The organism is Bifidobacterium sp. ESL1130, from assembly GCF_058507935.1.
This window is the reverse complement of the sequence record NZ_CP196379.1, coordinates 1374692-1400810: the sequence shown is the minus strand read 5'-3', so window position 1 is coordinate 1400810 and position 26119 is coordinate 1374692. Positions and strand designations below refer to the sequence as shown.

The following is a 26119-nucleotide window of genomic DNA, read 5'->3' as shown; positions in this document are numbered from 1 at the left end:
ATACAGTCGCAATGAGTCGGTAGGGTGGAGGCATGGCTCATTCGGGAAACTTCGTGCAACTTCACAACCACACCCACTATTCGCTGCTTGACGGCGCTTCGAAGATTCCGAACCTGGTGGCACGTGCCAAAGAGCTGGGTATGCCCGCCGTCGCCATCACCGACCACGGCAACATGCATGGTGCCTACGAGATGTGGACCGAGTCGGTCAATGCCGGCATCAAACCCATCATCGGCATCGAAGCGTATGTGACGCCTGAAACCGCGCGCCAAGACAAATCCCGCGTGCACTGGGGCACCGAAGCCCAGCATTCCGACGATGTCTCCGGCGGCGGCCTGATCACCCATATGACCATGTGGGCCGAAACCGACGAGGGTCTTCGCAACCTGTTCAAAGCCTCGTCCGTGGCCAACTTGGAAGGCCGCGTACAGCGTTACCCCCGTATGGATTACGACGTGCTTGAGCAATACAGTGCCGGTGTGATCGCCTCTTCCGGCTGCCCCTCAGGCATAGTCCAGACCCGTCTGCGCTTGGGGCAGTACGATGAGGCATTACGTGCCGCCGGTCACCTGCAGGACATTTTCGGCAAGGAGAATTTCTACATCGAGCTCATGGACCACGGCCTGAGCATCGAGAAGCGGGTATTCGAGGATCTGCTCAAGATCGCCAAGGCGCTGGATGCCCCGCTGCTGGCCACGAACGATTCCCACTATGTGAACGAAGAGGACCGCCAAGCGCAGGATGACATGCTCTGCATCAACTCCGGTTCACGCCTCGATGACCCCAACCGGTTCAAATTCGACGGCTCGGGATACTACATCAAATCCGCCGAGCAGATGCGTGACCTGTTCAAAGACTTCCCTGAAGCCTGCGACAACACATTGGAGATCGCCGAACGGTGCAACGTCATGTTCGACGACCACGAGGACGGCGCCTACATGCCGAACTTCGACTGCCCGGAAGGTTGGGACGAGACCTCTCTGTTCCTGCATGACGTGCAGGCGGGTCTCGAAAAACGTTATGACGGCAACGTTCCCGAGGATGTGCGCGCCCAGGCCGACTACGAGTGCGGCGTGATCTGCCAAATGCAGTTCTGCGGCTACTTCCTGGTGGTGGCGGACTACATCAACTGGGCCAAGACCCACGGCGTGATGGTGGGGCCCGGGCGAGGCTCGGCGGCAGGCGCCATGGTGGCGTACGCCATGGGCATCACCGAACTCGACCCGCTCAAGCACGGGCTGATTTTCGAGAGGTTTTTAAACCCCGAGCGCGTCTCCCTGCCCGATATCGATATCGACTTCGACCCCGACGGCCGCGCCAAGGTGCTCGACTATGTGGGGGAGAAGTACGGGCACGACAAGGTGGCGCAGTGCGTCATCTACGGCACCATCAAAACCAAGCAGGCCTTGAAGGACGCCGCGCGCATCATGGGCTACGAGTTCTCCGTGGGCGAGCGGATCACCAAAGCCCTGCCGCCGAGCAAGAACGGCAAGGACGCGAGCCTGAAAGAAATGTTCGACCCCACCTCCAAGCGCTACGCCGAGGCCAAGGAATTCCGAGAGCTCTACGAGGCCGACCCGGATGCCAAGCGCATCACCGACGAGGCCAAGGGCATCGAGGGGCTGATCCGTCAGACCGGTGTGCACGCCTGCGCCACCATCATGTCCGCCATTCCCATCACCGACTCTTCGCCGCTGCTGGAACGCACCGACGGCACGGTGACCACCACGTTCGAATACCACACGTGCGAAACGTTGGGATTGGTGAAGAACGACTTCCTGGGCTTGTCCAACTTGACAGTCATTCGAGACACGTTGAAGAACATCGAGATCAACGGCAAGGAGTCCATCGACTACACCAAGATCCCGCTTGACGACAAAGCCACGTACGAGCTGCTCTCCCGGGGAGACACCCTGGGCGTCTTCCAGCTCGATGGCGACGGTATGCGCGCTCTGCTCAAGAGTCTGAAACCCGATAACTTCAACGATATATCCGCACTCATCGCCCTGTACCGACCGGGCCCCATGGATGTGGATTCGCACAACAATTACGCCAAGCGTAAGAACGGGTTGCAGGAGATCACACCCATCCACCCTGAGGTGGCCGAGGCACTGGCCCCGGTGCTCGACGAGACGTATGGTCTGATCGTCTACCAGGAGCAGGTGCAGTCCGCTGCGCGTATTTTGGCCGGTTACTCGCTCGGTGAGGCAGACGTGCTGCGCCGTGCCATGGGCAAGAAGAAGCCCGAGGTGTTGGCGCGTGAGCAGGTGCCGTTCTTCGAGGGCATGAAGCAGCATGGCTACTCCCAGGAGGCGGCGCAGGCTGTGTGGGACATCTTCGTGCCGTTCGCGGGCTACGCCTTCAACAAGGCGCATTCTGCGGCGTACGGGCTCATCTCGTACTGGACGGCGTACTTGAAGACGCACTATCCGGTGGAGTTCATGGCGGCCCTGCTGCAGAACGAGCGCACCAATAAGGACAAGACCGCACTGTATCTCGGTGAAGCGCGACGTATGGGCATCCAGGTGCTGCCACCGGACGTGAACGAGTCGCGCCTGGAGTACGCGCCTGTGGGCGACGTGGTGCGCTTCGGACTGGGTGCCATCCGCAATGTGGGTGACACCCCTGTGCATGACATCATTGCCGAGCGCGAGAGCGGACGGGGCAAGTTCGTCAACTTCATGGACTTTGTGCGCCGCGTGCCGATTTCCGCCCTCAACCGGCGTTTGGTGGAATCTCTTATCAAGGCCGGTGCCTTCGATTCCATCGACCCCAACCGTCGTGCCCTCTTCCAGATTCACGAGTCCGCCATCGACTCGGTGGTGAGCCTCAAACGCAAGGAGGCGGAAGGCCAGTTCGATCTCTTCTCCGATTTGGATGATGACGGGGGAAGTGACGCGATGGGCGATGCCCAGGTGCAGGTGCCGGACATCGAGGAATGGGACAAGAAGACCAAACTGAACTTTGAACGCGAGATGCTGGGGCTGTATGTTTCCGACCATCCTCTTTCGGGCATGAGCGCCGTGCTGGCTGGGTTGCGGGACATGTCCATCGCGCAGCTCATCAACAGTGCGCAAAACTCGGGGGATGGCCGGCAGGTCACCATCGCCGGGCTGATCACCAGCGTGGATCGGCGTGTATCGAAGAAAGGCAACCCATGGGCCATCGTGACGGTGGAAGACATGGAAAGCTCGGTACAGTGCATGTTCTTCGGCAAGGCCTACACCACGTACGCCCCCGATTTGGCCCTTGATCAGATCGTACAGATTCGAGGTCAGGCGGAGCAGCGTGACGAGAGCGTGAGCCTGCGTGCCATGGAAGTGGTGGTACCCACCATCGAGGACGACGACGGTAAGCCGTTGATCATCACCCTGCCCATGCAGGCACTGGATAGGGGACGAGTGATGCAGCTGGGGCAGATCATCTCCTCGCATCCCGGGTATTGCGAGGTGCGTTTGGCGGTGCTTGACTCGGACGGCAACGCTCAGGTACTCACGTTTGGTGACCGGTTCCGCGTCAAACGCGAGACCGCGCTGTTCGCGGAGATCAAAACGGTGTTCGGCCCCAAGTGTTTGCCGGCGGCGTGAATCCGCGTCTCAGCATGTGACATAGTTGTGCCTTGTGGCGCATTCCCAGCCGGAAAGTTGCTAGGATGGCGCTATGAACGATACCATGATGCGAACCATCGATCTGCGGGGCAAAGCCCTGTCCAAAGCACAACTTCTCGAAGCCATGCCGCGTGCGGCCATGGGTACCGGCGACGCCGCACAAGTGGTGCGCCCCATTCTCGAAGCGGTCAAAGAGCACGGTGCACAGGCACTGCGCGACTACGAAGAACAGTTCGATCATGTGCACGTGCATCATCTGCGTGTGCCGCAGAGTGCCATGCAGGAGGCGTTGGAGAAGCTCGACCCCCAAGTGCGCAAGTCCATCGAGGAGTCGGTGACCCGTGTGCGTGCGGTATGCCAATCCCAAGTGCCGCAGGACTTCCACACCGATTTGGCACCGGGTGCCCGTGTCTCGCAACGTTGGATTCCCGTTGAGCGAGTGGGACTGTACGTTCCGGGAGGCAAAGCGGTGTATCCCACCTCCGTCATCATGAACGCGGTGCCGGCTCAGGTGGCCGGTGTCAAGTCCTTGGCCATCGCCACGCCTCCCACTCCCGGTGGGGACGGCCTGCCCAACGCCACTATTCTGGCTACGTGCGCCATTTTGGGCGTGAGCGAAGTCTACGCCGTGGGAGGCGCTCAAGCAGTAGCCATGTTCGCCTATGGAGCCAAGGGGAGCGAACCGCAGGACGGGGAGGTGCTGTGCGATCCGGTCGATAAGATCACCGGTCCGGGCAACATCTTCGTAGCCACTGCCAAAAGTCTGGTTTCCGGTATCGTGGGCATCGATGCTGTGGCAGGCCCCACGGAGATCGCCATCATCGCAGACGCCGGCGCCAACCCGAGCTGGCTGGCTGCCGATCTGATCGGGCAGGCGGAACATGACGAGCTCGCCGGCTCTGTGCTCATCACCGACAGCGAGCACATCGCCCAGGAGGTGCAGGCTGATCTGGAACATCGTGTGCCACTGACCGAACACGCTGAACGAGTGCGCACCTCGCTGTCCGGCAGTCAATCCGGCATCATCCTTACCGATTCGCTTGATCGTTCCATCGAAGCGGCCAATGCGTATGCCGCTGAACACTTGGAGATCCAAACCGAGCATCCGGACGAGGTGGTGCCGCGCATCACCAACGCCGGCGCCATCTTCCGGGGCCCCTACTCGCCGGTGCCGCTTGGTGACTATATGGCCGGGTCGAACCATGTGCTGCCCACCGGTGGCACAGCGCGCTTCAACCCCGGTTTGGGCGTCCACTCGTTCCTCAAACCCGTGGAAGTGGTGGAATACGACGAGGAAGGTCTCAAAGCGATCGCCTCGCGCATCAACACGTTTGCCGTGGCAGAAGACCTGCCGGCTCATGGGGAATGTGTGCTCAGTCGTTTCGTCGACGATCCGTACGACAAAGCCACCTTGGCAGCTCAAGAGGAAACGGCAGGATTGCGATGAACGACCGGCAACAAGCTGAGAGCCCCAATGACAGCGCTACTGCCAGCGCTACGGTTGGTGATGCCAGTACGGCAGACGGCAACCAGCAGGCCAGCGCGCCCGGCGATCAAGCCTCTGCGCGACGTGCTCTGCCGCTGCGCAACGATCTGCAAAACGAGGAACCATACGGTGCCCCACAGCTCGACGTGCCGGTGTGCCTCAATGTCAACGAGAACCCATACCCGCCTTCACCGGCGGTGGTGGACAGTATCGCCCAAGCCGTACGCCGCGTGGCACCGAGCCTTAATCGATACCCGGATCGTGAACATATAGCGCTGCGCGGGGCGCTGGCAGATTACCTGAAACGCGAATCCGGCGTGGCGCTCGCTGCCGAGCAGTTGTGGGCCGCCAACGGATCCAATGAGATCATGCTTGAACTGTTCCAAGCGTTTGGCGGTCCCGGGCGGTCGGCGCTGGGTGCCGCTCCCACCTACTCCATGTATCCCGAGTATGCGCGCGACACGTTCACCGACTGGCAGGTGGTGGGGCGCCGGGACGACTTCTCTTTGGATCTCGACGCATTGCTTGCGCGCATCAGCGAACTGAAACCGGCCATGGTGCTGCTCACCAGCCCCAACAATCCCACCGGCACATTGCTGCCGCAAGATCAGCTGCGCACCATTCTCGACTTCTGCAAGAGTGCGAGTGTGGCCGGAGCTGGTCCCGAAGTGCATCCGCTGGTAGTGGTGGATGAAGCCTACATTGAATTCAGAGACCCCGGCGTTCCTTCGGCGCTTGAACTGCTCGACGAATATCCGGCGCTGGCGGTGAGCCGCACCATGAGCAAGGCCTTCGCGTTCGCCGGTACTCGTCTGGGTTACCTGGCTGCAGCCCCAGCAGTGGTGGACTGCTTGCGCATAGTGCGCATGCCCTACCATCTGTCCGCAGTCACCCAAGCCACTGCATTGGCCGCGCTGGAGCATGCCGACGAACAGCTCAGCCAAGTTGAGCATCTGCGCCGTACCCGTGAAGCCACGGCCGCATGGCTCAAGACGCTGACTTGGCATGGCAAAGCACTTGCCGTGGCACCGTCACAGTCGAACTTCCTCATGTTCGGTGGAGGGTTTGAAGACCGAGAAGCGATTTTCGCAGCAATGCTGGAGCGGGGTGTGCTCATCCGGGCTGTGGGACCTCAGGGCTGGCTGCGCGTGTGCATGGGAACCGATGAGGAGGTGGAAGTGTTCCGTTCCGCTTTGGCTCAGGTGCTCGCTACCATGGAATCGGAGGGATGATATGGCACGAACTGCTGCGATTACAAGGCAAACCAGCGAATCAAGCATTGAGTTGAGCTTGAATCTGGACGGTACCGGCAAGACTGACATCGATACCTCGGTGCCGTTTTTCAACCATATGATGACTGCGCTCGGCAAGCATTCGCTTATTGACCTGACTATCAGAGCCCATGGCGACACCGACATCGACGCGCATCACACCGTGGAAGACACCGCCATCGTGTTTGGGGAGGCGCTGAAACAAGCGCTTGGCGACAAGCGCGGCATCCGCAGGTTCGCCGATGCCACGGTGCCGCTTGACGAGGCTTTGGCTCGAGCAGTGGTGGACATCTCCGGAAGGCCTTACGCTGTGTGCACCGGTGAACCCGAAGGGTTCCAGTACGCGATGATTGGCGGGCATTTCACCGGATCTCTGGTGCGCCACGTCATGGAATCCATTGCCATGCACGCCGGCCTGTGCCTGCATATGCAAGTGCTGGCCGGACGCGATCCGCACCATATCGCCGAGGCTGAGTTTAAAGCGCTGGCTCGTGCCCTGCGTGTGGCAGTGGAGCCTGACCCAAGAGTGGACGGAGTGCCGAGTACGAAAGGAACGCTGTAGTGGCGGGTAGCAACCGGGAAGATAACACGTTCGACGATGATGCATTTGACGCGCAAGCGCCGTACGAGTTCAATATGGACGACTTGTTCCCGTCAGGGATGAGCGAGGAGAGCGCATCCGGAGAAGATGCGCATGCTCAAGGAGCCGAAGCGGATGATTTGGCGCAGTTCGAACGCGAGTTCGGTCAGGCTACGCAAGCTGATTTCGATGCCGAATTGGATGGGCTGATCGGCAACAAAGCCAAGGCTGCCATGCTCATCACCGGTCTGGTCTCCGCCGAGTTGCTTACCGCGTTCTGCTCGCTTACGGACATTGCCGCCGACTGCATGGCGGACGAGCATGGTGCTGTGGCCGTGTTGCGCAATCTTGACGGTGACGCTCCCGAAGCCGCTGCTTCAAGCCTGTCCCGCATGGTATCGGGGATGCCGGTGGTGCTGGCCGTCAACCGTGCGGATAAACTCGCATCAACGTTGTACATGGACGGCGAAGCGGGGCAGGAGTTCGCACCCCCTGTGCTGTTTGCGTCCTCGCCCCGGTTTGTGGAAGATGTGATGCTCGGCATCGTCTCATTGGCGGATCTGCAAGCGCAGGGGCAGCCGACGTTCGACTCGTCGTCGATGGGACGGTTGAAGGCCATGAGAACCGTCAATTCATTCGTGCGTCAGGCGCAGAAGGCAGCCAAAGCGCAAGAGCGTGCAGAGCGCGACCAGGACAGGGGCGCAGATGCAGGCACCGGTGCCGAGGATTCCGGTAATGCCGGCGATATCTCGGGAACCGACCCGACGGACGACGGGAAACGCTCATGAAACGAGTGGTGGTGTTCGATTACGGGTTCGGTAACGTTCGCTCTATGATGCGTGCCTTGGAACATGTGGGCGCGCAGGTCGAACTCACCGCCGATCCCCAGCTCTCGTTCGAGGCGGATGGCCTTGTGGTTCCGGGAGTGGGAGCGTTCGGTGCATGCATGCAAGGCATTGAAGCCGCACACGGCGCGCAGATCATCAACCGTCGTCTGCAAGCAGGGCGACCGGTGTTTGGCGTATGCGTAGGGCAGCAGATCATGTTCACTTCCGGCAGTGAACACGGCATGGCTGTACCTGGCCTGGGGCTGGTGCGAGGCACTGTCGAAGCACTGGATGCTCCTCGCGTGCCGCATATGGGCTGGGACACGGTGCAGGCAGCCCCTGACTCCACACTGCTTGCCGGGGTGGGAGATGAGCGTTTCTATTTCGTCCATTCCTACGCGGCAATGAACGCCGAATCCGCCACTGATGCGCTGCATGGCGAGCCATTGAAGGTAACCCGTTGCAACTACGCGGGCAACGATTTTGTGGCTGCGTTGGAGCAAGGACCCCTGAGTGCCACTCAATTCCACCCTGAAAAGTCGGGGGACGCCGGTGCCGTGCTGCTGCGCAACTGGCTGAACACACTATAGGCTGAACACAGAGAACGCAAAGACGGAAATAAGAACGGAGAACCTCATGCTGACATTGCTCCCCGCAGTAGACGTAAGAGACGGTAAAGCGGTGCGCCTGGTACAAGGGCGTTCCGGATCGGAGACCGACTACGGAAGCCCGCTCGAGGCGGCTCAGGCGTGGGCGGACGAAGGTGCACAGTGGATTCACCTGGTTGATCTCGACGCCGCGTTCGGTACCGGCGACAACCGCGAGCAATTGCGCAGCATCGTCGAAACGCTGGGTGAGCGAGTGCACATCGAATTAAGCGGTGGCATCCGGGACGACTCCAGTTTGCAGGCCGCTCTCGACGCCGGCGCAGCACGAGTCAACATCGGCACCGCAGCTTTGGAAAATCCCGAGTGGACCGTAGCGGCCATCAAACGTTACGGGGACCAAGTGGCCGTAGGCCTTGATGTGCGAGGCCATACCTTGGCAGCGCGCGGCTGGACGCGAGAGGGCGGTGACCTGTTCGACACCATGGCCATGCTCGACGATGCCGGCTGCGCCCGGTACGTGGTCACCGACGTGGAGCGAGACGGCATGATGAACGGTCCCAACGTGGACCTGCTGTGCGAAGTGGCCGAACGCACCGAAGCAAAGATCACCGCGTCGGGCGGTATCTCGAGTTTGGATGATATTGCGGCTGTCAACGCATTGGGAAAGAGTGAACAAACCTCCAATGTGGACTCGGTCATCGCAGGAAAATCCCTGTATGCCGGGGCCTTCACCCTGTCTCAGGCGCTCGCCGTCACCGGCTTGTAATACGAGTGTGAGACCATGGGAGGCATGGATAAACAGCAAGAATTCGTAATGCGCACGGTAGAAGAGCGAGATGTGCGCTTTATTCGCCTGTGGTTCACCGATGTGCTGGGGACGCTGAAGTCCGTAGCCATTGCACCTGCCGAACTCGAGGACGCGTTCAACGAAGGCATCGGATTCGACGGGTCGGCCATCGAAGGCATGACTCGTCTTTCGGAAGACGACATGATTGTCAAACCCGACCCCTCCACCTTCCAGATGCTGCCTCAGAAAGGTGCGGATAAAGGCAGCGCGCGCATGTTCTGCGACGTGCTTACCCCCGAGGGAGAGCCCTCGCTCGGCGACCCGCGCCACGTGCTCAAGCAGGAGCTGGAACGTGCCAAGGAGAAGGGCTTCACCTTCTACGTACACCCCGAGATTGAGTTCTATCTCTTCGAGAGTCAAGACGACTGGAGCAAACCGCCGGTTCCGGTAGATCGTGGTTCGTACTTCGAACACCTGCCCAGAAGCTCCGGTATGGACTTCCGTAGGGCTGCGGTCAACATGCTTGAGCAGATGGGAATCTCTGTGGAATATTCGCATCATGAAGTGGGGCCGGGACAGAATGAGATCGACCTGCGCTACGCCGACGCACTCATCACAGCCGACAACATCATGACGTTCCGTACCATCGTCAAGGAAATCTCCATCGATCAAGGCATTCACGCGAGCTTCATGCCCAAGCCCCTGACCGATGAACCCGGGTCGGGCATGCACACCCACCTCAGTCTGTTCGAAGGGGATTCGAACGCGTTCTATGAGGCTGGACAGGAATTCAACATGTCGCTTATCGCCCGTCAGTTCGCTGCCGGCATCCTCTACCATGCGGCTGAAATCTGTGCGGTGACCAACCAGTATGTGAACTCCTACAAGCGCTTGTGGGGAGGCAACGAGGCACCCAGCTACGTGTGCTGGGGGCACAACAACCGTTCCGCCCTGCTGCGTATCCCGCAGTACAAGCCAGGCAAGGGCAACTCGGCGCGCATGGAGTTCCGTGCGCTCGACTCGGTCACCAACCCCTACCTCGCCTTCTCAGTGCTCTTGGCGGCTGGCCTTGACGGCATCGAACAGCAGATGACGTTGGGGGAGCCCACCAGTGATGCGGTGTGGAAGCTCACCGATGCCGAACGTAAGGCTATGGGCATCGAACCTCTGCCCGGCTCGCTCGACGACGCGCTGTCGATTATGGAAAAGTCCGATTTTGTGGCCGGGGTGCTCGGCGAGCAGGTGTTCGAATACTTCCTGCGTAACAAGCACCATGAGTGGGACGACTATCGTCGTCAGGTGACCACGTACGAATTGGAGCACTTCCTGCCCAAGCTGTGATGCGTGGCTGTAATATATGGCTGAGATGTAGCGGTGTTGTCTGGAGAAGCAACACCGCTTTTTTGTTGTACATCGTTCCAATCTGTGGCGTATATAGTGGCGCATAGTGCTTGGACGGGCAGCTATTTGGAGGGCAACAGCGAGGATGTTTACTTGCGCGGGTCGCCGAACCAGTTGCTGTAAATAAGTGAGAAATTGCGGTTGCCGTAGCTCGAGCAGCCATCTCCCTCGCCGTAGCCGGCACTGAGAGCGGCCTCGTTGGGCTGATAGGGTGTATAGACGTAGAGTAGGGCCGTGGCGGCGGTAGATATGTAGACCTGTGTGCCGCCGCACTCCTTGTTGGGATGGTACTGCACATAGTTGAGCGTGCCGGAATGATATGGGTATTGCTCGGCATGGGCCTGATAGTACTTGAACCGTTTGGCGGCACCATAGACCTGGCGGAAGAATCCGGCATATTGGGGATCGCAGTCCGCGTCGTCGGGGCAGCTCAACCCCATGGCCGATTTGAATTGGAAGTCGGAGGCTGGGGTGGTGGAGAGCAAGTGCTGCTCCTTTTGCAGCATGGTCAGGAGCACCTTCTCGCTGATGCCGCAGGCTTGGGCGGATTTGTAGACGATGGCGCCGGCACTCTCGTTGCCGGGGTCGGTGTAGGCCTGGCACAGGTCGTCGGCGGGTTTACTTTCACTGGGGAATGTGCGTGCCGCAAGGCAGTTGGCTTCGGTGCAGCTGCGCGCCGGGTCGGCGATGAACGCCTCCACTTCGGCTTGACTCATGGCGTCTGCGTTGAAGAACTGCGCGTCGGAAATGATATTACCCGGGTCGAAGTTGTACTGTTGCTCGGACTGTTGTTGCCGGTGTTCCGCCTGGCTTACCTCCACACGCCATTGCACGACGCGCACCAATCCCATGACAAGTGCCATGGCGCAGATGGCCGCGATGACGGCGAGCGCGACCGCTGTGGTGCGAGTGGCCACGTTCGCCTTGTTCCAGCGTCGGCGCAACTGATTGCGCCATGAGGCAGTACGAGAGTTGCGTTTGGTGTTCTTGGCCTGTCGTTTGCGGCCGCTCTGGTTGCCGCGTCGGCGGCGTGAGGGGTGCGAGGAGCCGTGATGAGAAGCCATATCCCGATGCTACCGCATGGCACTGAATGGTGAGCGACCGCGTCCGAACATGCTTAGCAGCAAGCGTTGGTGAGTGGCTGCCAGGGGTCGAGGTCGATCGGTTCGGTGTTGAGCACGGCGAGCGTCTCGGTGTTCAGATAGCGCTTGTGGATGATAATTTCGGTGACGTATTCGCTGAACCATTCGTCACTCGCCACGTAGTAGCCATCGCGTCCGCTGGCCTTGCCCCAGCTGTTCTCCACTTTCCAACGGTCGGGCTTACCGGCTTCATCAAGATTCACGCCTGTCAGAGTCATGGCGTGGTTGCTGGGGGAGTCGCCGTATTCCAGCCCATGTGCCTTGTCGAGGGTGAAGTCGGTGCCGAACAGTTCGTCGGTACGCACGGTGCTGCGGTCAAAGACACCTTCTGCGCGCAGGGAGAACTGGTCGCAGTCGCAGGCAAACCAGATGGGGTGACCGTCGGTAAGCTGGTCAACGGCTGCTTTATGGAACACGTCAATCGGCACATTGATGAATTCGAGGGGACCGGACTCAATTACATTGGTGGCGTACATGAGATGATAGCGTCGATTCATCGGGCGGCTTGGCATCGGCACGTTGGCGAGGGTGACGAAGTCGTTCACGTCCACCGGCACATACTTCCTGTAGAACTCCATCGGGGTGATGCCGAATTCGCGAATTTGCTGGCTGGAGTCGATGCGCGAGTCCTCGCTCTTTGCGGTTTTGGCCTTCGCTTTGACGTTGGTTCCGGTGCTTGCGGGAGTGGCGCTGCCGGTCTTTTCGTTGCTCTTGTCATCCTTGGTGCGAGCGAAGAAATCGAAATGTTCCGGCGGCTCGCCGAGGCTGATGGCGCAGATACGGTAGACGGTCTCCATGCTTTGGCGTTTGAGCTCGCGCAGTTCATCTATGCTTGCGCCGGCTTCATGTTTCTCGCGCAAGGTGGCGCCCGCCTGGTGGAGTTTGGTAGCGAGGTATTGGGTGAAGTCGTCGGAGTCCCGGGAATTTGCGGACTCCGGGTAGGCGGACTTGGGGACGAGACCGTACTTGTTGATAAGGTTGACGAACATCTGCCACCAGCCTCCGTCCGCTGCCGGATAGTCGTTGATGGCTTGGAAGATGCGGCTTTCGGTGGACTCGTCGAGCGTGGCGAGCACGTTTTCGAGGTAGGCGTTGGATTTCTCCATCTTGTCCCAGAAGAAGAGGTAGGTTTCTGAGAATTCGAAGTCGTCCAGATTCCAGCGGTGCATCACTTCAAAACGCAGCGTATTGAGTGCGGCGAACATCCAGCAGCGGCCAGAATGGCGCTGGTTGGTGATGGATCCCTGCTTGAGTTCGACCGAGAAATCCTGTGGCAGTTCGCGCAGTCCTTGGTAGCTGGTGGCTGCTTTAAGCACGCCGTTGGTCACAGCTGCGTTGGCAGCCACACGGTTGGCGCGGTCGGTGTTGAAGTTAACCGAATACTGCCGGGTCTGATCGGCGGTGATGGCTTGCAAAGATGCTGCGGAGGTAGGAGCGGAGGCGGTTGGCGATGGTGCTGTTTTGTCTCCGTTGCGGCCGCCAGTCGTACTGTCATTGCTCGGTATGGGTGTTTTTCCTGATGATGCCATGATGCTTATGCCTCCGGTTTCGTAGAATACGCATCAGTATACGGTCAGATATGAATGACGGTGAGGAGCAGGGGCGCCTATCCGCGTCATGTGTCGTCGCGCACCACGGTATTGTCACGTTGAATCGTTCCGTGAGTACTTTTTGTGGATGGTGTGGGTGTGCTGGTTTTAGAGATTGGTGGAATTTCAACGTTCTTGTTGAGGTGGTGGTTGTGTAGCCTGCGTGAAAGTACTCACGGAATGAGCTGTTCATGGTGTTGGTTCGTTCCGTAGGGACGAAAACCAGGGTGTGGCGTTACATCGATTTCGCAGGTCGTTGAGATTCCAGCGTTTTGGTTTTCGGGCGAAGAGTGTTTAGCTTGTTTTGTCTCTACTGAATGAAGAGGGCTATGGGTGAGGGTGAGCTCACACGGATAGTGTGAACTCACCCTCACTGATTTTTGTTACTGGCTACTGGTTGGTTCGCTTGTTGCGCAGGTGGGTGAGGAGGGCTGCTAGGGCTAGGAGTGCTAGGGCGATAATACAGCCAATGATCACTCCGGTGCCGCCGGTGAAAGGCATGCGGGTGATGGCACGCTGATAGATGACGGTGACATCGAGCTTGCGATTGGATGTGTTGGGGTTAGCTGGATCAGTAGCTGCAAATGTGACCGATGGGTTATCGGTACGACCGTCTTGGGTGATGCCGGTGATGGAGGTGACTGTGCGTGGGTTGGTGAGATATCCAGGCTTTGACGGGGTGACAGCATCGAATGCGGTGGTGTCGGTGTTGTGCCAGTTGTTGTAATGCTGGGGCGGCTCGTTGGGGTAGATGACATCGTAGAAGAGGTCTTCTTTCCATGTACTTGTTTGAATGGTGTCTGGGGCTGCGCTGGTGCCGTCGGCGTACTGGTGGTGGATGGTGCGGGTGATGGTTTTCACTCCGGCGTCTTTCTTGATTTGGTTGTTTTTCAGGTAGATGGTGATTGTGGTGTCACTACTGGGGATGGTGGTGTTCAATGTGAAAGTGCGTGTTTTAGCGCTGTCGCTTCCTTCGCTGACGCTGACTTCAGGGGGTACGCCGACTGCTCGGTCGGGTCCGAAGAGTTTGTCGGTGTAGTTCAGGGTTTCGTGTACGGGTGTGCCGGGTTGGTTGGTGAAGGATTGTTGGTATTGGGTGACGGGTTGACTGCCGGCACAGGATGCCCAGTCGTTGTTGGCAGGTGCGCAGGTGTCTGGTACTTTCAAATATTGGACGGTGATGGTTTGGTTGTCTGGGATGTAGAAGTAGTAGACGTCGGTGGTACCCCAACCGGCGGTACTTCCTGCGGTGCCGAAGGCGACGATATCGCCGTTGGCGTTGTAGCTGAGGCCGGTTTCTCCAGGGTAGGGAACGGATAGGTTGCCAGTGGCCCAGATGCTATTGGCATCAGTGTTGTTGGCTAGAGCGGTCAACCCGGCCACGCTGGAGTTCGACGCGCCGAGTGTGGTGGCGATGGTTTGGCGCTGTGCGTCGGTTAACGAGCTTAAATCGGTGCTGGTGAGTGGTCGATAGCCGGGTATGGAGGCCGGGGTGTTGGCTGCAGTCGCAGTGCCCTTGCTTCCGGTGACGGAGTTGGTTTTGCCCGTGGGGAAGCTAACGGTTTGACTGTCTGGTGCTGCGGAGGTTCCATCAAGGTTGAGATGATGCGTGGCGACCGTGGTTTGTCCGCTGGACGATGAACCGGTGCTGGGCGTAGAGCCGCTCACCTTTTTGAGTACCGAACCAACGGTATGTGACGTGCATGTGCTGCCTGTCATGCCTCCTGCGCATGTATTGTTGGCGTCAGGGGCGCTGCTGTCTAGCGAGAATGCATCGACGGAAGTTGTTTTGTTGGTATTGGCAGGTGTGAAGTATTCGTAGATGCCGATGTTGCTGGCATAACTGTTGAGATACTTGTGGTAGTAGTTGCGTGTGGAGGTCACGTCGGCTTCACGATTCTTGCTGTAGGCTGCAGCACTTGCATGATATGTGCTGCGGGTGTTCTGATCAATCTGGACGTCAGTGAGTACTTGATCTGCAGCTTTGATTATGGTGGAAGTCATGATGGATCCGTCGTCTTGCCGCGAATAATACATCGCTGAGGAAGTGAGTTTCTTGACTTTGGCATCGAGTTCTTTGGCGTAGATACCATCTCCGGCGTTAACGACCGGTATGGCTTTTGTGATGTCTGATTCCACGGTATCGGCTTCATTCTTGTCTCCCGGTGTGGTCTGTGCGTAGTCGTTGGAAACGTAGAATGTGCCGAGGTACACCGTTGCTTTGGTGGGGACGACTGTCTGGCTGGTATATATGTTCGTGTTTCTGATGATGTCCCGGCCTTTGATGTTTGGTGTCGTTCCCACTCCAGGCTTGTTACCTGGTCCGATGGTCAGTGTTGGTGTCTGAATATCTCTGAACGTGGTGTCTGTTAAAAGATTCTTCCGCATGTGATCGTTGACTGTGATGGTGTCAGCTAAGCGTAGATTGAACATGTCTCCGGCGAGCTCGGTCGCTTTGTATGTGGGTTTTGGAGCCGCGAATTCGATACTGTAGGCGTGGTTGGTGGCACCGGTCTGGTTCTTGCCAGTAGTGAAGGTGCTCGTGAACGGCATGGTGTGCATCGTTGTGGCACTGGTCTGGTATGCGATGTAGTACATCCATTCTCCGGTGAATTTGAAGAATGTGGTGCTGTTGCCGGGAATGGTGTTGGTGACGCTCAAGGTGAGTGCGGAACCCCAAGGCGAGTTGGGGTCGAACTGGAGAGTGCCCACGGGTTTGCCGGTGTTGGTGCTGATGTTGACTGGTTTGCCCTCATCGTTGAAGGGAACTGACTCTCCCCACGTACTATCGGTAGATTGGACAATGGTGGAGACAAGGATGGTGGTGCCGGCCACCAAATCGCTGGTATTGACGCTGAAGGTGCCGGTGGCGCCACCGCGTACGTAGTCGTCGGCGGCGAAATACTGATAGGACGGCATGGGGCCGCTGCAGAAACTGCTGTAACAAGTAAGTGCGACGTCTGCGCTGACGGCTTGTGCGGTGACACCGCGTGTGGAGATGGATGCTGTTTGGTTAGTTCCTAGCGTGCCGGGTTTGCTGGGGGGGGGTGATTTCATTGCTATTTTGGGTTGCCCCAGCTTGTGGTTTAGGCTTCGTTGGCGGTGTTGCCGGCGTAGGCGACTGAGCCTGCGGCGAAAGCGGTGAGTAGGGTAGCTGCGGCAGCGATACCGGCAATCAGGCGTGTGCGTGCGGACTTCGCTGCTGTGCGGTCACTGTGGTGCGCGTGAACCATGGTCATCATGCCTCCTGGTCTGCTCGTGCTTGTCTGCTGCGCGAGTTTCGGCTGCTGTTTGGTGTGCAGATCACACGGACTCTGCAACTATTCAATATTCGTCTATGTACTTGTGGTCGTGCTGACGATACTGCAGTGAGCTAGGCCACAAACAACACAACAAACACTACCTACCGCATCAGACAACACTATGCATATTCCCTGCATACTAGGTTCTGAGATAAGCGTCAATGACGGAGCATTCCGTGAGTACTTTTTGTAGGAGGTGTGGTTGTGTCGGTTTTGGAGATTGGCGGAATATCAACGTTCTTGGTGCGATAGTAATCGTGCAGTTCATGAAAAAGTACTCACGGAACGAACTCATTATGATGTTGATGCGTTTAGTAGGGACGAAATAGCAAATATGAAGGTATGCCTGCATTGAAGATTAGCGAAATGGCACCGTTTTGGTTTTGGGACGGTGAGAGTTGAATTCGAATTCGTCCCTACTGAATGAGAATGCACACATGAGCATGCTACTTATAGGTACGTTTCAGTCAATTATGGGGCAGATTTTGAACGAAACGTACCCGACTGAGTTGGAGGGGAGGAGACCCTACCCATTTTGCCTTAGTTGGTGGCGAACACGGACAAGGCTGAGCGGCTCAGGTGACCTGTACCGCTGTCGCCACAGAGTCGCTACGCCACGAACTCGATGGGCGCGTCTAGCTCCACTCCGGACGCATCTCTGCGCATGTCCGGCTTGGGCAGCTCCACTGGGGCACCTTCGGGTGTGCTGGCGCGCAGCGGGTAAGTGCCCACCACAGCAAGTGTCAGCCCATCCTGGCCTTTGAGGAAGCGTTGCGAGCGCACGCCTCCGGTGCCGCGCCCCTTGGTGGGGTACATCTCGATGGGGGTGACCTTGGCTGCGCCGTTCTCGGTGCCCGGCAATGCCGCAGAGTCGCCGGCCACGGTGAGCAGCACGGCGCCGGAAGCTGAATATAGCCCGTTTTCGCCTTCGTCGTAGGTCCAGGACACCTTGCCGGCCGGTACGACGTTGAACGTCATCACCGTGCAACCTTCAGCCAGGCGAATACCGTTCATTCCCGCTGAAGTACGTCCTTGAGGGCGGACCTCAGCGGCGGCGTAGGTGAGCAGAGATGAGTCCGAGGAGACGAAGACGATACGGTCGTCGTCTTTGGCGGGAGCGGCAAAGACGACGCTGTCGCCGTCCTTAAGCTCGATGACGTTCCACGAGTCCATGGTGCTGGGCGATTCTCGGTTCCAGCGTTTCACCGTGCCCCGGCGCGTACCGATGGCAAGGGGGACATCGCTCAAAGCCGGCACGGCCGCAACCACGGTCTCACCGGGCACCGGATCGGTGTTCTCGGTGCCGCCGAGAAGATCCTTTGCAGCCACGCCCAGAGACACATCTGTCGGTGTCGCCGCGCCTGAGACGGCAAGTGAGGGGAGATCGGCCACATTGGCGAGTACGAGCCGGCCGGCCGAAGTGATGAGCGCGTACCGTGCCTGGGTCGTGGTCTCGAATAGGGAGACGATTTGATCATTGGGTCCGCGTTGATCTGCGGTGGTGCGCGTCTGCCACTGGTCGAGCGTACTGACCTCGCCGCGTGCGATGAGGCCTGACGCGCTGAGCAGCACGGTGCAGGGCGAATCGTCAAGTTGCAGGGCCTGTACGGCGTCTTCGTCGTTGCCTGCCCTGCGTGCGGCAGCGGCCTGAGCCACACCGGCCTCGGCAGAGGAGACGATCTGAACCGCCTGGATGGCCTGCATGGCTTCGCTCTGCACACCTGAAACATCGGAACCTTCGGCGTGCACCGGGGTGAGCGTACCGTCCTCGGCCTGGTCAAGTAGCACCGTGCGCCTGGGGTCGCCGAACTTGGCGGCCGCTTCGTCCATCTCCGAGACGATGACGGCGTCGAGCTTGGCCGGGGAGGAGAGAATGTCGTTGAGCTCGGCGATACGCGCGTTGAGTTCGTCGCGTTCGCCTTCCAGCTCGATACGGCTCATTTTGGTCAGCCTGCGCAGCCTTAAATCGAGAATGTACTGCGCTTGAATATCGTCTAGGTCAAACACGGACATGAGTCTGTTTTTCGCAGCTTCGGCATCGTCCGAAGTGCGAATCACCTGGATGACCTCGTCGATATCGACCATGGCCAGCAGCATGCCTTCCACCAGGTGCAGGCGCTCTTGGGCCTTGCGCAGCCTGAATTCGCTGCGGCGGTGCACCACGGTGCGGCGGTGCTCCACCCACACCTCAAGCATCTCCTTCAAGCCCATGGTGTGCGGGCGTCCGTGCACGAGCGCCACGTTGTTCATGGTGAAGTTGTCTTCCAACGGCGTGGCTTTGAACAGCTGAGCCAGCACGGAGGCGGGATCGAACCCTGTTTTGATTTCGATGACGATGCGGGTGCCGTTGTGCCGGTCTGTCAGGTCGATGGCACCTGAGACACCTTCGATCTTATGGCTTTTCACCCCGGCGGAGATGCGTTCGAGCACTCGTTCCGGGCCCACCATGAACGGCAGTTCGGTGACGATGATGGCCTTTTTGCGGGCGGTTACGTTCTCCACATGCGTAGCCGAACGGGTGGTGAGCGTGCCGCGGCCGGTTTCATAGGCTTCGCGGATGCCATCGCGACCGATGATGATGCCACCACCGGGCCAGTCCGGTCCGGGAACGAAGCGCATGAGGTCGTCGAGTGAAGCGTCGGGATGGGACATCAGATATTTGGCGGCATTCACCACCTCACCCACGTTGTGGGTGGCCATGTTCGTGGCCATGCCCACGGCGATGCCCGAAGCGCCGTTGACGAGCAGGTTCGGAATAGCCGCAGGCAGCACGTCAGGCTCTTTGAGCTTGTTGTCGTAGTTTGGAGAGAAATCGACGGTATCCTCGGCGATGTCGGCATTCATGCCCAAAGCGGCCGGAGCGAGCCTCGCTTCGGTGTATCGGGAAGCTGCCGGACCGTCGTCGAGCGAACCGAAGTTGCCGTGCCCGTCCACCAACGGCAGACGCATGGCAAAGGGTTGCGCCAGTCTGACCATGGCCTCGTAGATCGACGAATCGCCGTGAGGGTGGAGCTTACCCATCACTTCGCCCACAGCGCGTGCGGACTTCATATACGCCTTATCCGGCGTCAGATTCATCTGACCCATCTGATAGATGATGCGCCGCTGTACAGGCTTCATGCCGTCTCGGGCGTCGGGGAGGGCGCGCGCATAAATCACTGAATAGGCGTATTCGAGGAACGACGTGCTCATCTCTTGATTAAGCGGCGTCTCGACGATGTTTTCCTTGACCGTGCGTGGGTCGAAGCCCGGCTTGACGGTTTTGCGGCGTTGAGCCATACCCTGTGAACTCCCTCTTGACGACCTTACCGACTTTATATAATAGCCCGAACCGTGCATTGCCTGATTGACTTGGCATGACGCGGGGGAGATGAGACCTGTATGCGGAACTTTTCTGCGCACGGTGATTCAATGAGACGCGTGAGCATTGCCATACCTGACGAACAAGATCTGCTGCAACCCGTGCCAATAGCGCAATATGGGGATGCCGTCCATCGGGCGCGCGGAGGGGCAAGACATCTATCAGCGCTCTTGCCCGCTCTCAGCGCTGCCATCGGATCTCCGACGTCTACGCGTGTGCACAGCGACCCCGAGGCATTATGCGCCACGCTCGGGTTGCCGAAAGTTCGTTCCGCCATTGTGGTGCTGGTGGACGGGCTGGGATATTGGAACCTGAACATGCGCATAGGCCACGCACCATATCTGCGCTCGCTGATGAAGCGTGCCGAGAATGCACGCCCCATCGCCTCGACGTTTCCGAGCACCACGGTGGCTGCGTTGGCTGCCTTCGGCACCGGCACCGCCCCGGGACTTACCGGCATGACCGGGTACACCCAGCGCAACCCTGGCACCGGTGCCTTGGCTCAGCTTATCCAATTCGACGGTGCGCCAGATCCACTCGACCTGCAGCGCGAACCTACCATATTCGAACGTTTGCGCGAACAGGGAGTGCGTGCCACCAGCGCCGGACTGCGTCAATTTGCCGATTCGCCGCTTACTCGCGCCGCGCTGCGAGGAGCGGACTACGTGAGCGGAGGCACGCCAAACGCCCGCGTTGCGGCAGCCTGCCGAGCTGCCAGAAAACCGGGCTTGACCTACTTCTACCTGCGTGACGTGGATAAGACGGGGCATCATGATGGATGGGAGGGAGAGTCTTGGGCAGCGGCTCTCGAATCGGTGGATGCGCAGCTGGGACTGCTAGGTCGCAGCGCGCCTGAAGGCACCCTTATCGTCATCACTGCCGACCACGGTATGATCACCCCTGACCCTTCGTGCATCATCGACGTTGCCGCACGAAGTGACTTACGGCGCGATGTGGCACTCGTCGGAGGAGAAGCCCGAGCCGCGATGCTCTATGTCAAGCCCGAAGCCGACGTAGATGAAGTGGCTCAGCGGTGGCGCGAATCATTGCATGGGCAGGCGCAGGTGCGCACGCGCGCCGAAGCGGTGAAGGAAGGACTGTTTGGTCCGGTCAGTGCTCGAGTGGAGCCCATGATTGGCGACATTGTCGTTTCTGCACTGGGACGTACCACCATCGTGGACTCCCGTACACAGAGCGAGAACGCCATGCACCTCGCAGGTGTGCACGGTTCGATGTCGGCCATGGAAGCGGATATCCCCCTGCTCATCGACCTTATCGATTAAGCAGAAGGATATTGATGGGCAGGCAGGGGAAGGCTATGCAAAGCGAAGCGTAACCTCTGGAACAGCAATCAGTCGCCGAAAAGAATCTCGTCCCAGCTGGGCATGGCGGAACGGCCCGACTTTCCCTTGCTGCGATGCACCGAGGTGCTCGCTATGGTTTCCGTCTCGACGGTAACCGGTTCCACCTGGGCGTTTTCAGCACCGTCAGTTGCCACCGCGGTTTCACCGACAGCGGAGGGGATGACCGGCTCGGAAACAGGCACAGCAGGTTGCGCAGTGGATTGTGGTTGCACGAATGGTATCGAGTCGTCCGTCTCGGAGCCGAGGGGCTGCCAGTCGGTCTGCGTGGAGACGGCGCTTGGTGAAACATCAGCGGGTGCCAAGGCTGGTGCGTCATCGGGAACTGTACTTGTACTTTCTTGGCCAGCGGCAATATCAGCAACATCAGGGGAGAGCTGCTCTGCCTCACTGGAATACGCTGACGCTGCTTCCGGCTCTGTTTCAACGTCGGTTCCCGCTACCTGGACTTGCGGAGCGGCGATGGGGAACGACTGCGGAATTGGCTGGGTGGGCATTTGCTCAGGTTGCAGCTGCTGCGCGAGCATCTGTTGAATCTGGAATTGCTGCATCTGCGCTACAGGAACAAACGCCGGATATCCTGATATGTTCTCTGGCGTGTCGTTCCCATCCTCACCGGTCTGCAGTGAAGCGGCTGGCTGGCTCTGTGGCTGCTGCCATGAAGGCAGAGTGCTGCCGATGCGATCCTGCGTCACGGTGCCGCCCGCAGATGTCCTGCCTGCCCCTGCGATGGTGTCGATACTCACCACGCCGCTGTCCACCGGCTCGTTGACGCTTTCTCCCAGCAAGATCCGTGCAGCTGTGTTCAGGCATGATACCGAGTTGTCTCGCATGTTCCAAGACCATTCGGCCGTGATGCGGTTCCGCTCGGTCTTGAATTGCGCGCTCACCTTCCACGGCTCGCGGCTTCGGCGTGTCGCGCTCCATGTTACCTCGTTTTCGCTTACATGCGCGGCGGTGAGCGTCAGGTCAATCAAGTCCCCGATGGTGTGCACACGGCTGCCTTTAGGCGCCGGAACGGTGAGGAACTGCTCGATGGCGTACTGTTTCTCGGTTTGCACCGATGACGTGAAGCGGCGCACCAGAGCCTCGCTCAATCCGTACTGTTCCGCCACTTTCTGCGCATCCACACCTTCACGAATCTGTGCCTGAATCCTGGAGATGGGCAGAGTCGACGTTTCATGCACGGGGGCGGTCTGCGCGGCCTCGGAATACAGCTGACGGGCTTCGAGCACGGCACGCTCCAGCGTGTCGCTCACCTGCACCCTGAAGGTTGCGCCGTCCGCATGAAACACCAGATTTCCGGCGTCGTCAACATGGTCGAACTGAGCTTCAACCGCTTCACTGCCCGGCATATACCACCACTTTCCTAGAGCTTCTCTAGCCCAATCTATCATCTGCTTTCTCTATTGTGCCCCACGTGTCGTATTTTACGTTGCGCGCAAATCGTGTATCCTGTAGCCCATAAACCGTAAACGCTCCGCCGCGCCGATGCCGACGGAACGCCAAGATGAAAGGACCGGGCATGGCTCAGGACTACGATTCTCCCCGTAACAAAGACGAAGACGAGGAGTCGCTGCAGGCTCTCGGCAAAAGCGAGCAGAACAACAACAGCGATATCGACGACGATGAGAACGCCATCGCCGAGGATTACGAACTGCCTGGCGCCGATTTAAGTCACGAGGACTCTTCGGTCACCGTCATTCCGATGCAGGGCGACGAGTTCATCTGCTCGCAGTGCTTCTTGGTGAAGCACCGCAGCCAACTCGCCTACGCCGATGAGAACGGGCAGCCGGTGTGCCAGGAGTGTGCCGCATAATGGCATTCGACGAGGCATACAACGAGCCGGAAACCGTTGAGGTGCTCACCTTGGGCTCTGTTGAGCACCTTGGTCTGCGTTATGCGCATGCCGGGGATGCAGGTGCGGATTTGATCACCACCGAGGATGTGGAACTCAAGCCGTTTGAGCGGGCGCTGGTGCCCACCGGCGTTTCTCTTGCTCTTCCCGCAGGCTATGTGGGGCTGGTGCACCCGCGTTCCGGCCTTGCCGTCAAGCAGGGGGTGACGGTGCTCAACGCTCCTGGAACCATTGATGCCGGGTACCGTGGGGAAATCAAGGTTCCGCTCATCAACCTCGATCCTGAACATACGGCGGTCTTCCATGCCGGAGACCGCATCGCCCAGCTGGTGATCCAGCGCTATGTCGAAGCACGTTTTGTGCCGGCACAAGCGCTGCCGGGCTCTGACAGGGCAGACCGAGGGTTCGGTTCCACCGGTGTGGCTTCGCAAGTCTGAAGTGTCAGTGTGGCGCTGGCAGGTGACTCGCCGAGCTGTGGCCCAATCGGTTGGACCGCTCAAGTATGATGGCAGGTAATACAACGAGGGGAGCGGATATGGCGGGCCGCGACGAGGAACAATATTCGGCGAAGATGCTGGGCTGTGAAGTGAGCGCGGACCCGCTGGATCCGTTGCTGCCCATAGCTTCCGTATGTGCACAGCACTACCCGGACGCCGACTTGGACATTCTCGAGCAGGCATACCGCAGAGCTGTGTACCAGCACCGCAATCAACGGCGTCGTTCCGGAGAACCCTACATCATTCACCCCCTTGCCGTGGCGCAGATTCTGGCTGATTTGGGCATGGGGCCGGCTGTGGTGGCCGCAGGGCTGTTGCATGACACCGTGGAAGACACCGATTACACGCTGGAGCAATGCCGCGCCGAGTTCGGGGACACGGTGACGGGTCTGGTGGACGGTGTCACCAAGCTGACCAATATGGAGTACGGTGACTCGGCCCAAGCCGAGACCATCCGCAAGATGGTGGTTGCCATGAGCCGGGACGTGCGTGTGCTGGTCGTCAAGCTCGCCGACCGTGTGCACAATGCGCGTACATGGCGTTACGTCAAACCGGAGAACGCTCAACGCAAAGCGCGTGAAACGCTCGATGTATACGCCCCTCTTGCCAACAGACTGGGTATCAACACCATCAAGACCGAACTTGAGGAATTGAGCTTTAAAGTGCTCTATCCCAAGATATACAACGAAATCGTGGTGCTGGTGTCTCGCAGGGCAGGGCAACGAGACGTGTACCTGAAGCAGATTCTGGCTGAGATCAACGCCGACCTGTCCGCTCAGCATGTCAAGGCGACGGTGACGGGACGGCCAAAGGATTATTTCTCCATCTATCAAAAGATGATTGTGCGAGGTCATGATTTCGCCAACATCTACGATCTTGTCGGCGTGCGCATCATCGTGGACACCATTCAGGACTGTTATGCGGCGCTCGGTGCAGTGCACGCACGCTGGAGTCCGGTGCCGGGGCGGTTCAAGGATTACATCGCCATGCCCAAGCTCAACATGTACCAGAGCTTGCACACCACCGTGGTGGGGCCTGGGGGCAAGCCGGTCGAGATTCAGATTCGCACATGGGACATGCATCGTCGTTCCGAGTTCGGTATCGCCGCGCACTGGAAGTACAAGGAGAATGGGCAGGCCGGTCGGCATTTGAGCGTGCCGGACAAGGATGATCGAAAGCGTGAGAGTGCCGATAGCTCGGAACTCAGCGAAGCCGACAATCTCAAATGGATTCAGCAGCTGGCCGACTGGACCAGTGAGACCCCTGATTCCGACGAGTTCCTGGGATCCCTCAAGGAGGATCTCGGTTCCTCCGAAGTGTATGTGTTCACGCCCAAAGGCAAAATTATTTCGCTTCCTGCGAACGCTACGCCCATCGATTTTGCCTATGCGGTCCATACCGAAGTCGGTCATCGTGCGATGGGAGCCAGGGTCAACGGCCGGCTGGTGCCGCTGGACACGGTGCTGGAATCGGGCGACACCGTTGAGATGTTGACGTCGAAGTCCGAGACGGCAGGCCCGTCGCGTGATTGGCTGAGTTTTGTGAAAAGTCCGAAGGCGCGTAACAAGATTCGGCAATGGTTCAGCAAGGAGAGGCGCAGCGAAGCCATCGACGAAGGCAAGGACGAGCTGACGCGGGCATTGCGCAAACGCAACCTGCCGGTCAACACGCTGCTGACGACGAGCGCATTGGTCGGGCTGGCCGATGAGCTGAGTCTTGACAGTGCCGATGCGGTGTTCGCGGCCATCGGTGAGGGACAGGTGTCCACACAGAACGTCATTGCGCATCTGGTGAAGGATGCCGGCAGCGACGAGGTGGAAGACGACGTGGAACAGAGCGGACTGCCGCTTACCCATGCCGACCGAGGGAGTAAAAAGAGCGAATCGCTGGGAGTCTCCGTCAAAGGTGTGGGCGATGTGTGGGTCAAGTTGGCGCGTTGTTGCACCCCGGTGCCGGGAGACAAGATCGTCGGTTTCATCACGCGCAATGACGGTGTTTCCGTGCATCGTGCCGACTGCTTGAACATGCTTGACTTGCAGAAGCATCAGCCTGAACGGGTTATCGAGGTGGCATGGACCAGTGCCAAGGGTCTGTTCATGGTCAAGATTCAGGTGGAAGCGCTCGATAGGGCGCACTTGCTTTCGGACATCACGCAGGTGCTCTCCGATCACGGCGTCAACATTTCCAGCGCTTCGATCGCCACTGGCTCGGATCGTGTGGCCGTCGGCCAGTTCTCGTTTGAGATGGCCGATCCGCAGCACATGACCACATTGCTGTCTGCGGTGCGTAAGGTGGAAGGTGTGTTCGACGTATATCGTCTTACCGGTTCCAAAGACTCACGCGAGGCCAAGATACGCAAGATTGCGCGTAACCAGCGCTCATAGCCAGCGACCGATAAGTGGGGCGGCGGTGCCCCTGGTACGGGTCTGTGGCAGACTTCG

At 59.0% G+C, this 26119-nt stretch carries 18 protein-coding genes; 12 read left to right on the top strand and 6 right to left on the bottom strand.

Going from position 1 to position 26119, the window contains the following annotated elements:
• Positions 1-32 precede the first annotated feature (32 nt).
• From dnaE to glnA, 8 genes are all read left to right on the top strand, one after another.
• On the top strand, positions 33-3587 hold the full coding sequence (gene dnaE / locus ACSYSO_RS05465) for a DNA polymerase III subunit alpha (protein WP_489760901.1): 3555 nt from the start codon (positions 33-35) through the stop codon (positions 3585-3587).
• Positions 3588-3675: 88 nt separating this feature from the next.
• Entirely contained in the window at positions 3676-5055 is a 1380-nt protein-coding gene (hisD, locus tag ACSYSO_RS05460) for a histidinol dehydrogenase (protein WP_489760918.1), read from the top strand.
• Entirely contained in the window at positions 5052-6326 is a 1275-nt protein-coding gene (locus ACSYSO_RS05455) for a histidinol-phosphate transaminase (protein ID WP_489760900.1), read from the top strand. Before hisD ends, ACSYSO_RS05455 begins: the two co-directional genes overlap by 4 nt.
• Position 6327: 1 nt before the next feature.
• Entirely contained in the window at positions 6328-6927 is a 600-nt protein-coding gene (gene hisB / locus ACSYSO_RS05450; protein ID WP_489760899.1) for an imidazoleglycerol-phosphate dehydratase HisB, read from the top strand.
• Complete coding sequence (locus ACSYSO_RS05445) at positions 6927-7733, top strand: hypothetical protein (protein ID WP_489760898.1); 807 nt, start codon at positions 6927-6929, stop codon at positions 7731-7733. The genes hisB and ACSYSO_RS05445 overlap by 1 nt, the downstream gene beginning before the upstream one ends.
• The gene (hisH, locus tag ACSYSO_RS05440; RefSeq protein WP_489760897.1) at positions 7730-8362 is read left to right on the top strand and encodes an imidazole glycerol phosphate synthase subunit HisH; all 633 of its coding nucleotides are present in this window, start codon (positions 7730-7732) and stop codon (positions 8360-8362) included. Before ACSYSO_RS05445 ends, hisH begins: the two co-directional genes overlap by 4 nt.
• A gap of 46 nt (positions 8363-8408) precedes the next feature.
• A complete protein-coding gene (gene priA / locus ACSYSO_RS05435) occupies positions 8409-9146 on the top strand; it encodes a bifunctional 1-(5-phosphoribosyl)-5-((5-phosphoribosylamino)methylideneamino)imidazole-4-carboxamide isomerase/phosphoribosylanthranilate isomerase PriA (protein ID WP_489760896.1) in 738 nt (245 codons plus the stop codon).
• A gap of 24 nt (positions 9147-9170) precedes the next feature.
• Positions 9171-10508, top strand: a complete 1338-nt coding sequence (gene glnA / locus ACSYSO_RS05430) for a type I glutamate--ammonia ligase (protein ID WP_489760895.1) — start codon at positions 9171-9173, stop codon at positions 10506-10508.
• Between the two features lie 149 nt (positions 10509-10657).
• Here the strand turns inward: glnA and ACSYSO_RS05425 are convergent, their stop codons facing one another.
• The 5 genes from ACSYSO_RS05425 to ACSYSO_RS05405 form a co-directional block, all read right to left on the bottom strand.
• Positions 10658-11632, bottom strand: coding sequence for a LasA N-terminal domain-containing protein (locus ACSYSO_RS05425; RefSeq protein ID WP_489760894.1), 975 nt, complete (start codon positions 11630-11632; stop codon positions 10658-10660).
• Positions 11633-11685: 53 nt separating this feature from the next.
• A complete protein-coding gene (locus tag ACSYSO_RS05420) occupies positions 11686-13239 on the bottom strand; it encodes a C1 family peptidase (protein ID WP_491701656.1) in 1554 nt (517 codons plus the stop codon).
• Positions 13240-13689: 450 nt separating this feature from the next.
• A complete protein-coding gene (locus ACSYSO_RS05415; RefSeq protein ID WP_489760892.1) occupies positions 13690-16218 on the bottom strand; it encodes a mucin-binding protein in 2529 nt (842 codons plus the stop codon).
• A gap of 167 nt (positions 16219-16385) precedes the next feature.
• Complete coding sequence (locus ACSYSO_RS05410) at positions 16386-16541, bottom strand: hypothetical protein (protein ID WP_489760891.1); 156 nt, start codon at positions 16539-16541, stop codon at positions 16386-16388.
• A 669-nt stretch (positions 16542-17210) separates the two neighbouring features.
• A complete protein-coding gene (locus tag ACSYSO_RS05405; RefSeq protein ID WP_489760890.1) occupies positions 17211-19880 on the bottom strand; it encodes a DNA gyrase/topoisomerase IV subunit A in 2670 nt (889 codons plus the stop codon).
• A 132-nt stretch (positions 19881-20012) separates the two neighbouring features.
• Between ACSYSO_RS05405 and ACSYSO_RS05400 the strand changes: the two genes are divergently transcribed.
• Entirely contained in the window at positions 20013-21245 is a 1233-nt protein-coding gene (locus tag ACSYSO_RS05400) for an alkaline phosphatase family protein (RefSeq protein WP_489760889.1), read from the top strand.
• Positions 21246-21313: 68 nt separating this feature from the next.
• Here the strand turns inward: ACSYSO_RS05400 and sepH are convergent, their stop codons facing one another.
• A complete protein-coding gene (sepH, locus tag ACSYSO_RS05395) occupies positions 21314-22678 on the bottom strand; it encodes a septation protein SepH (RefSeq protein ID WP_489760888.1) in 1365 nt (454 codons plus the stop codon).
• Positions 22679-22848: 170 nt separating this feature from the next.
• Between sepH and ACSYSO_RS05390 the strand changes: the two genes are divergently transcribed.
• From ACSYSO_RS05390 to ACSYSO_RS05380, 3 genes are all read left to right on the top strand, one after another.
• On the top strand, positions 22849-23142 hold the full coding sequence (locus ACSYSO_RS05390) for a DUF4193 domain-containing protein (protein WP_489760917.1): 294 nt from the start codon (positions 22849-22851) through the stop codon (positions 23140-23142).
• Positions 23142-23618 carry a dUTP diphosphatase gene (gene dut / locus ACSYSO_RS05385; protein WP_489760887.1) on the top strand — a complete coding sequence of 159 codons (477 nt, stop codon included), beginning with the start codon at positions 23142-23144 and terminating at the stop codon, positions 23616-23618. The genes ACSYSO_RS05390 and dut overlap by 1 nt, the downstream gene beginning before the upstream one ends.
• A 98-nt stretch (positions 23619-23716) precedes the next feature.
• Positions 23717-26062, top strand: a complete 2346-nt coding sequence (locus ACSYSO_RS05380) for a RelA/SpoT family protein (RefSeq protein WP_489760916.1) — start codon at positions 23717-23719, stop codon at positions 26060-26062.
• Positions 26063-26119 lie beyond the last annotated feature (57 nt).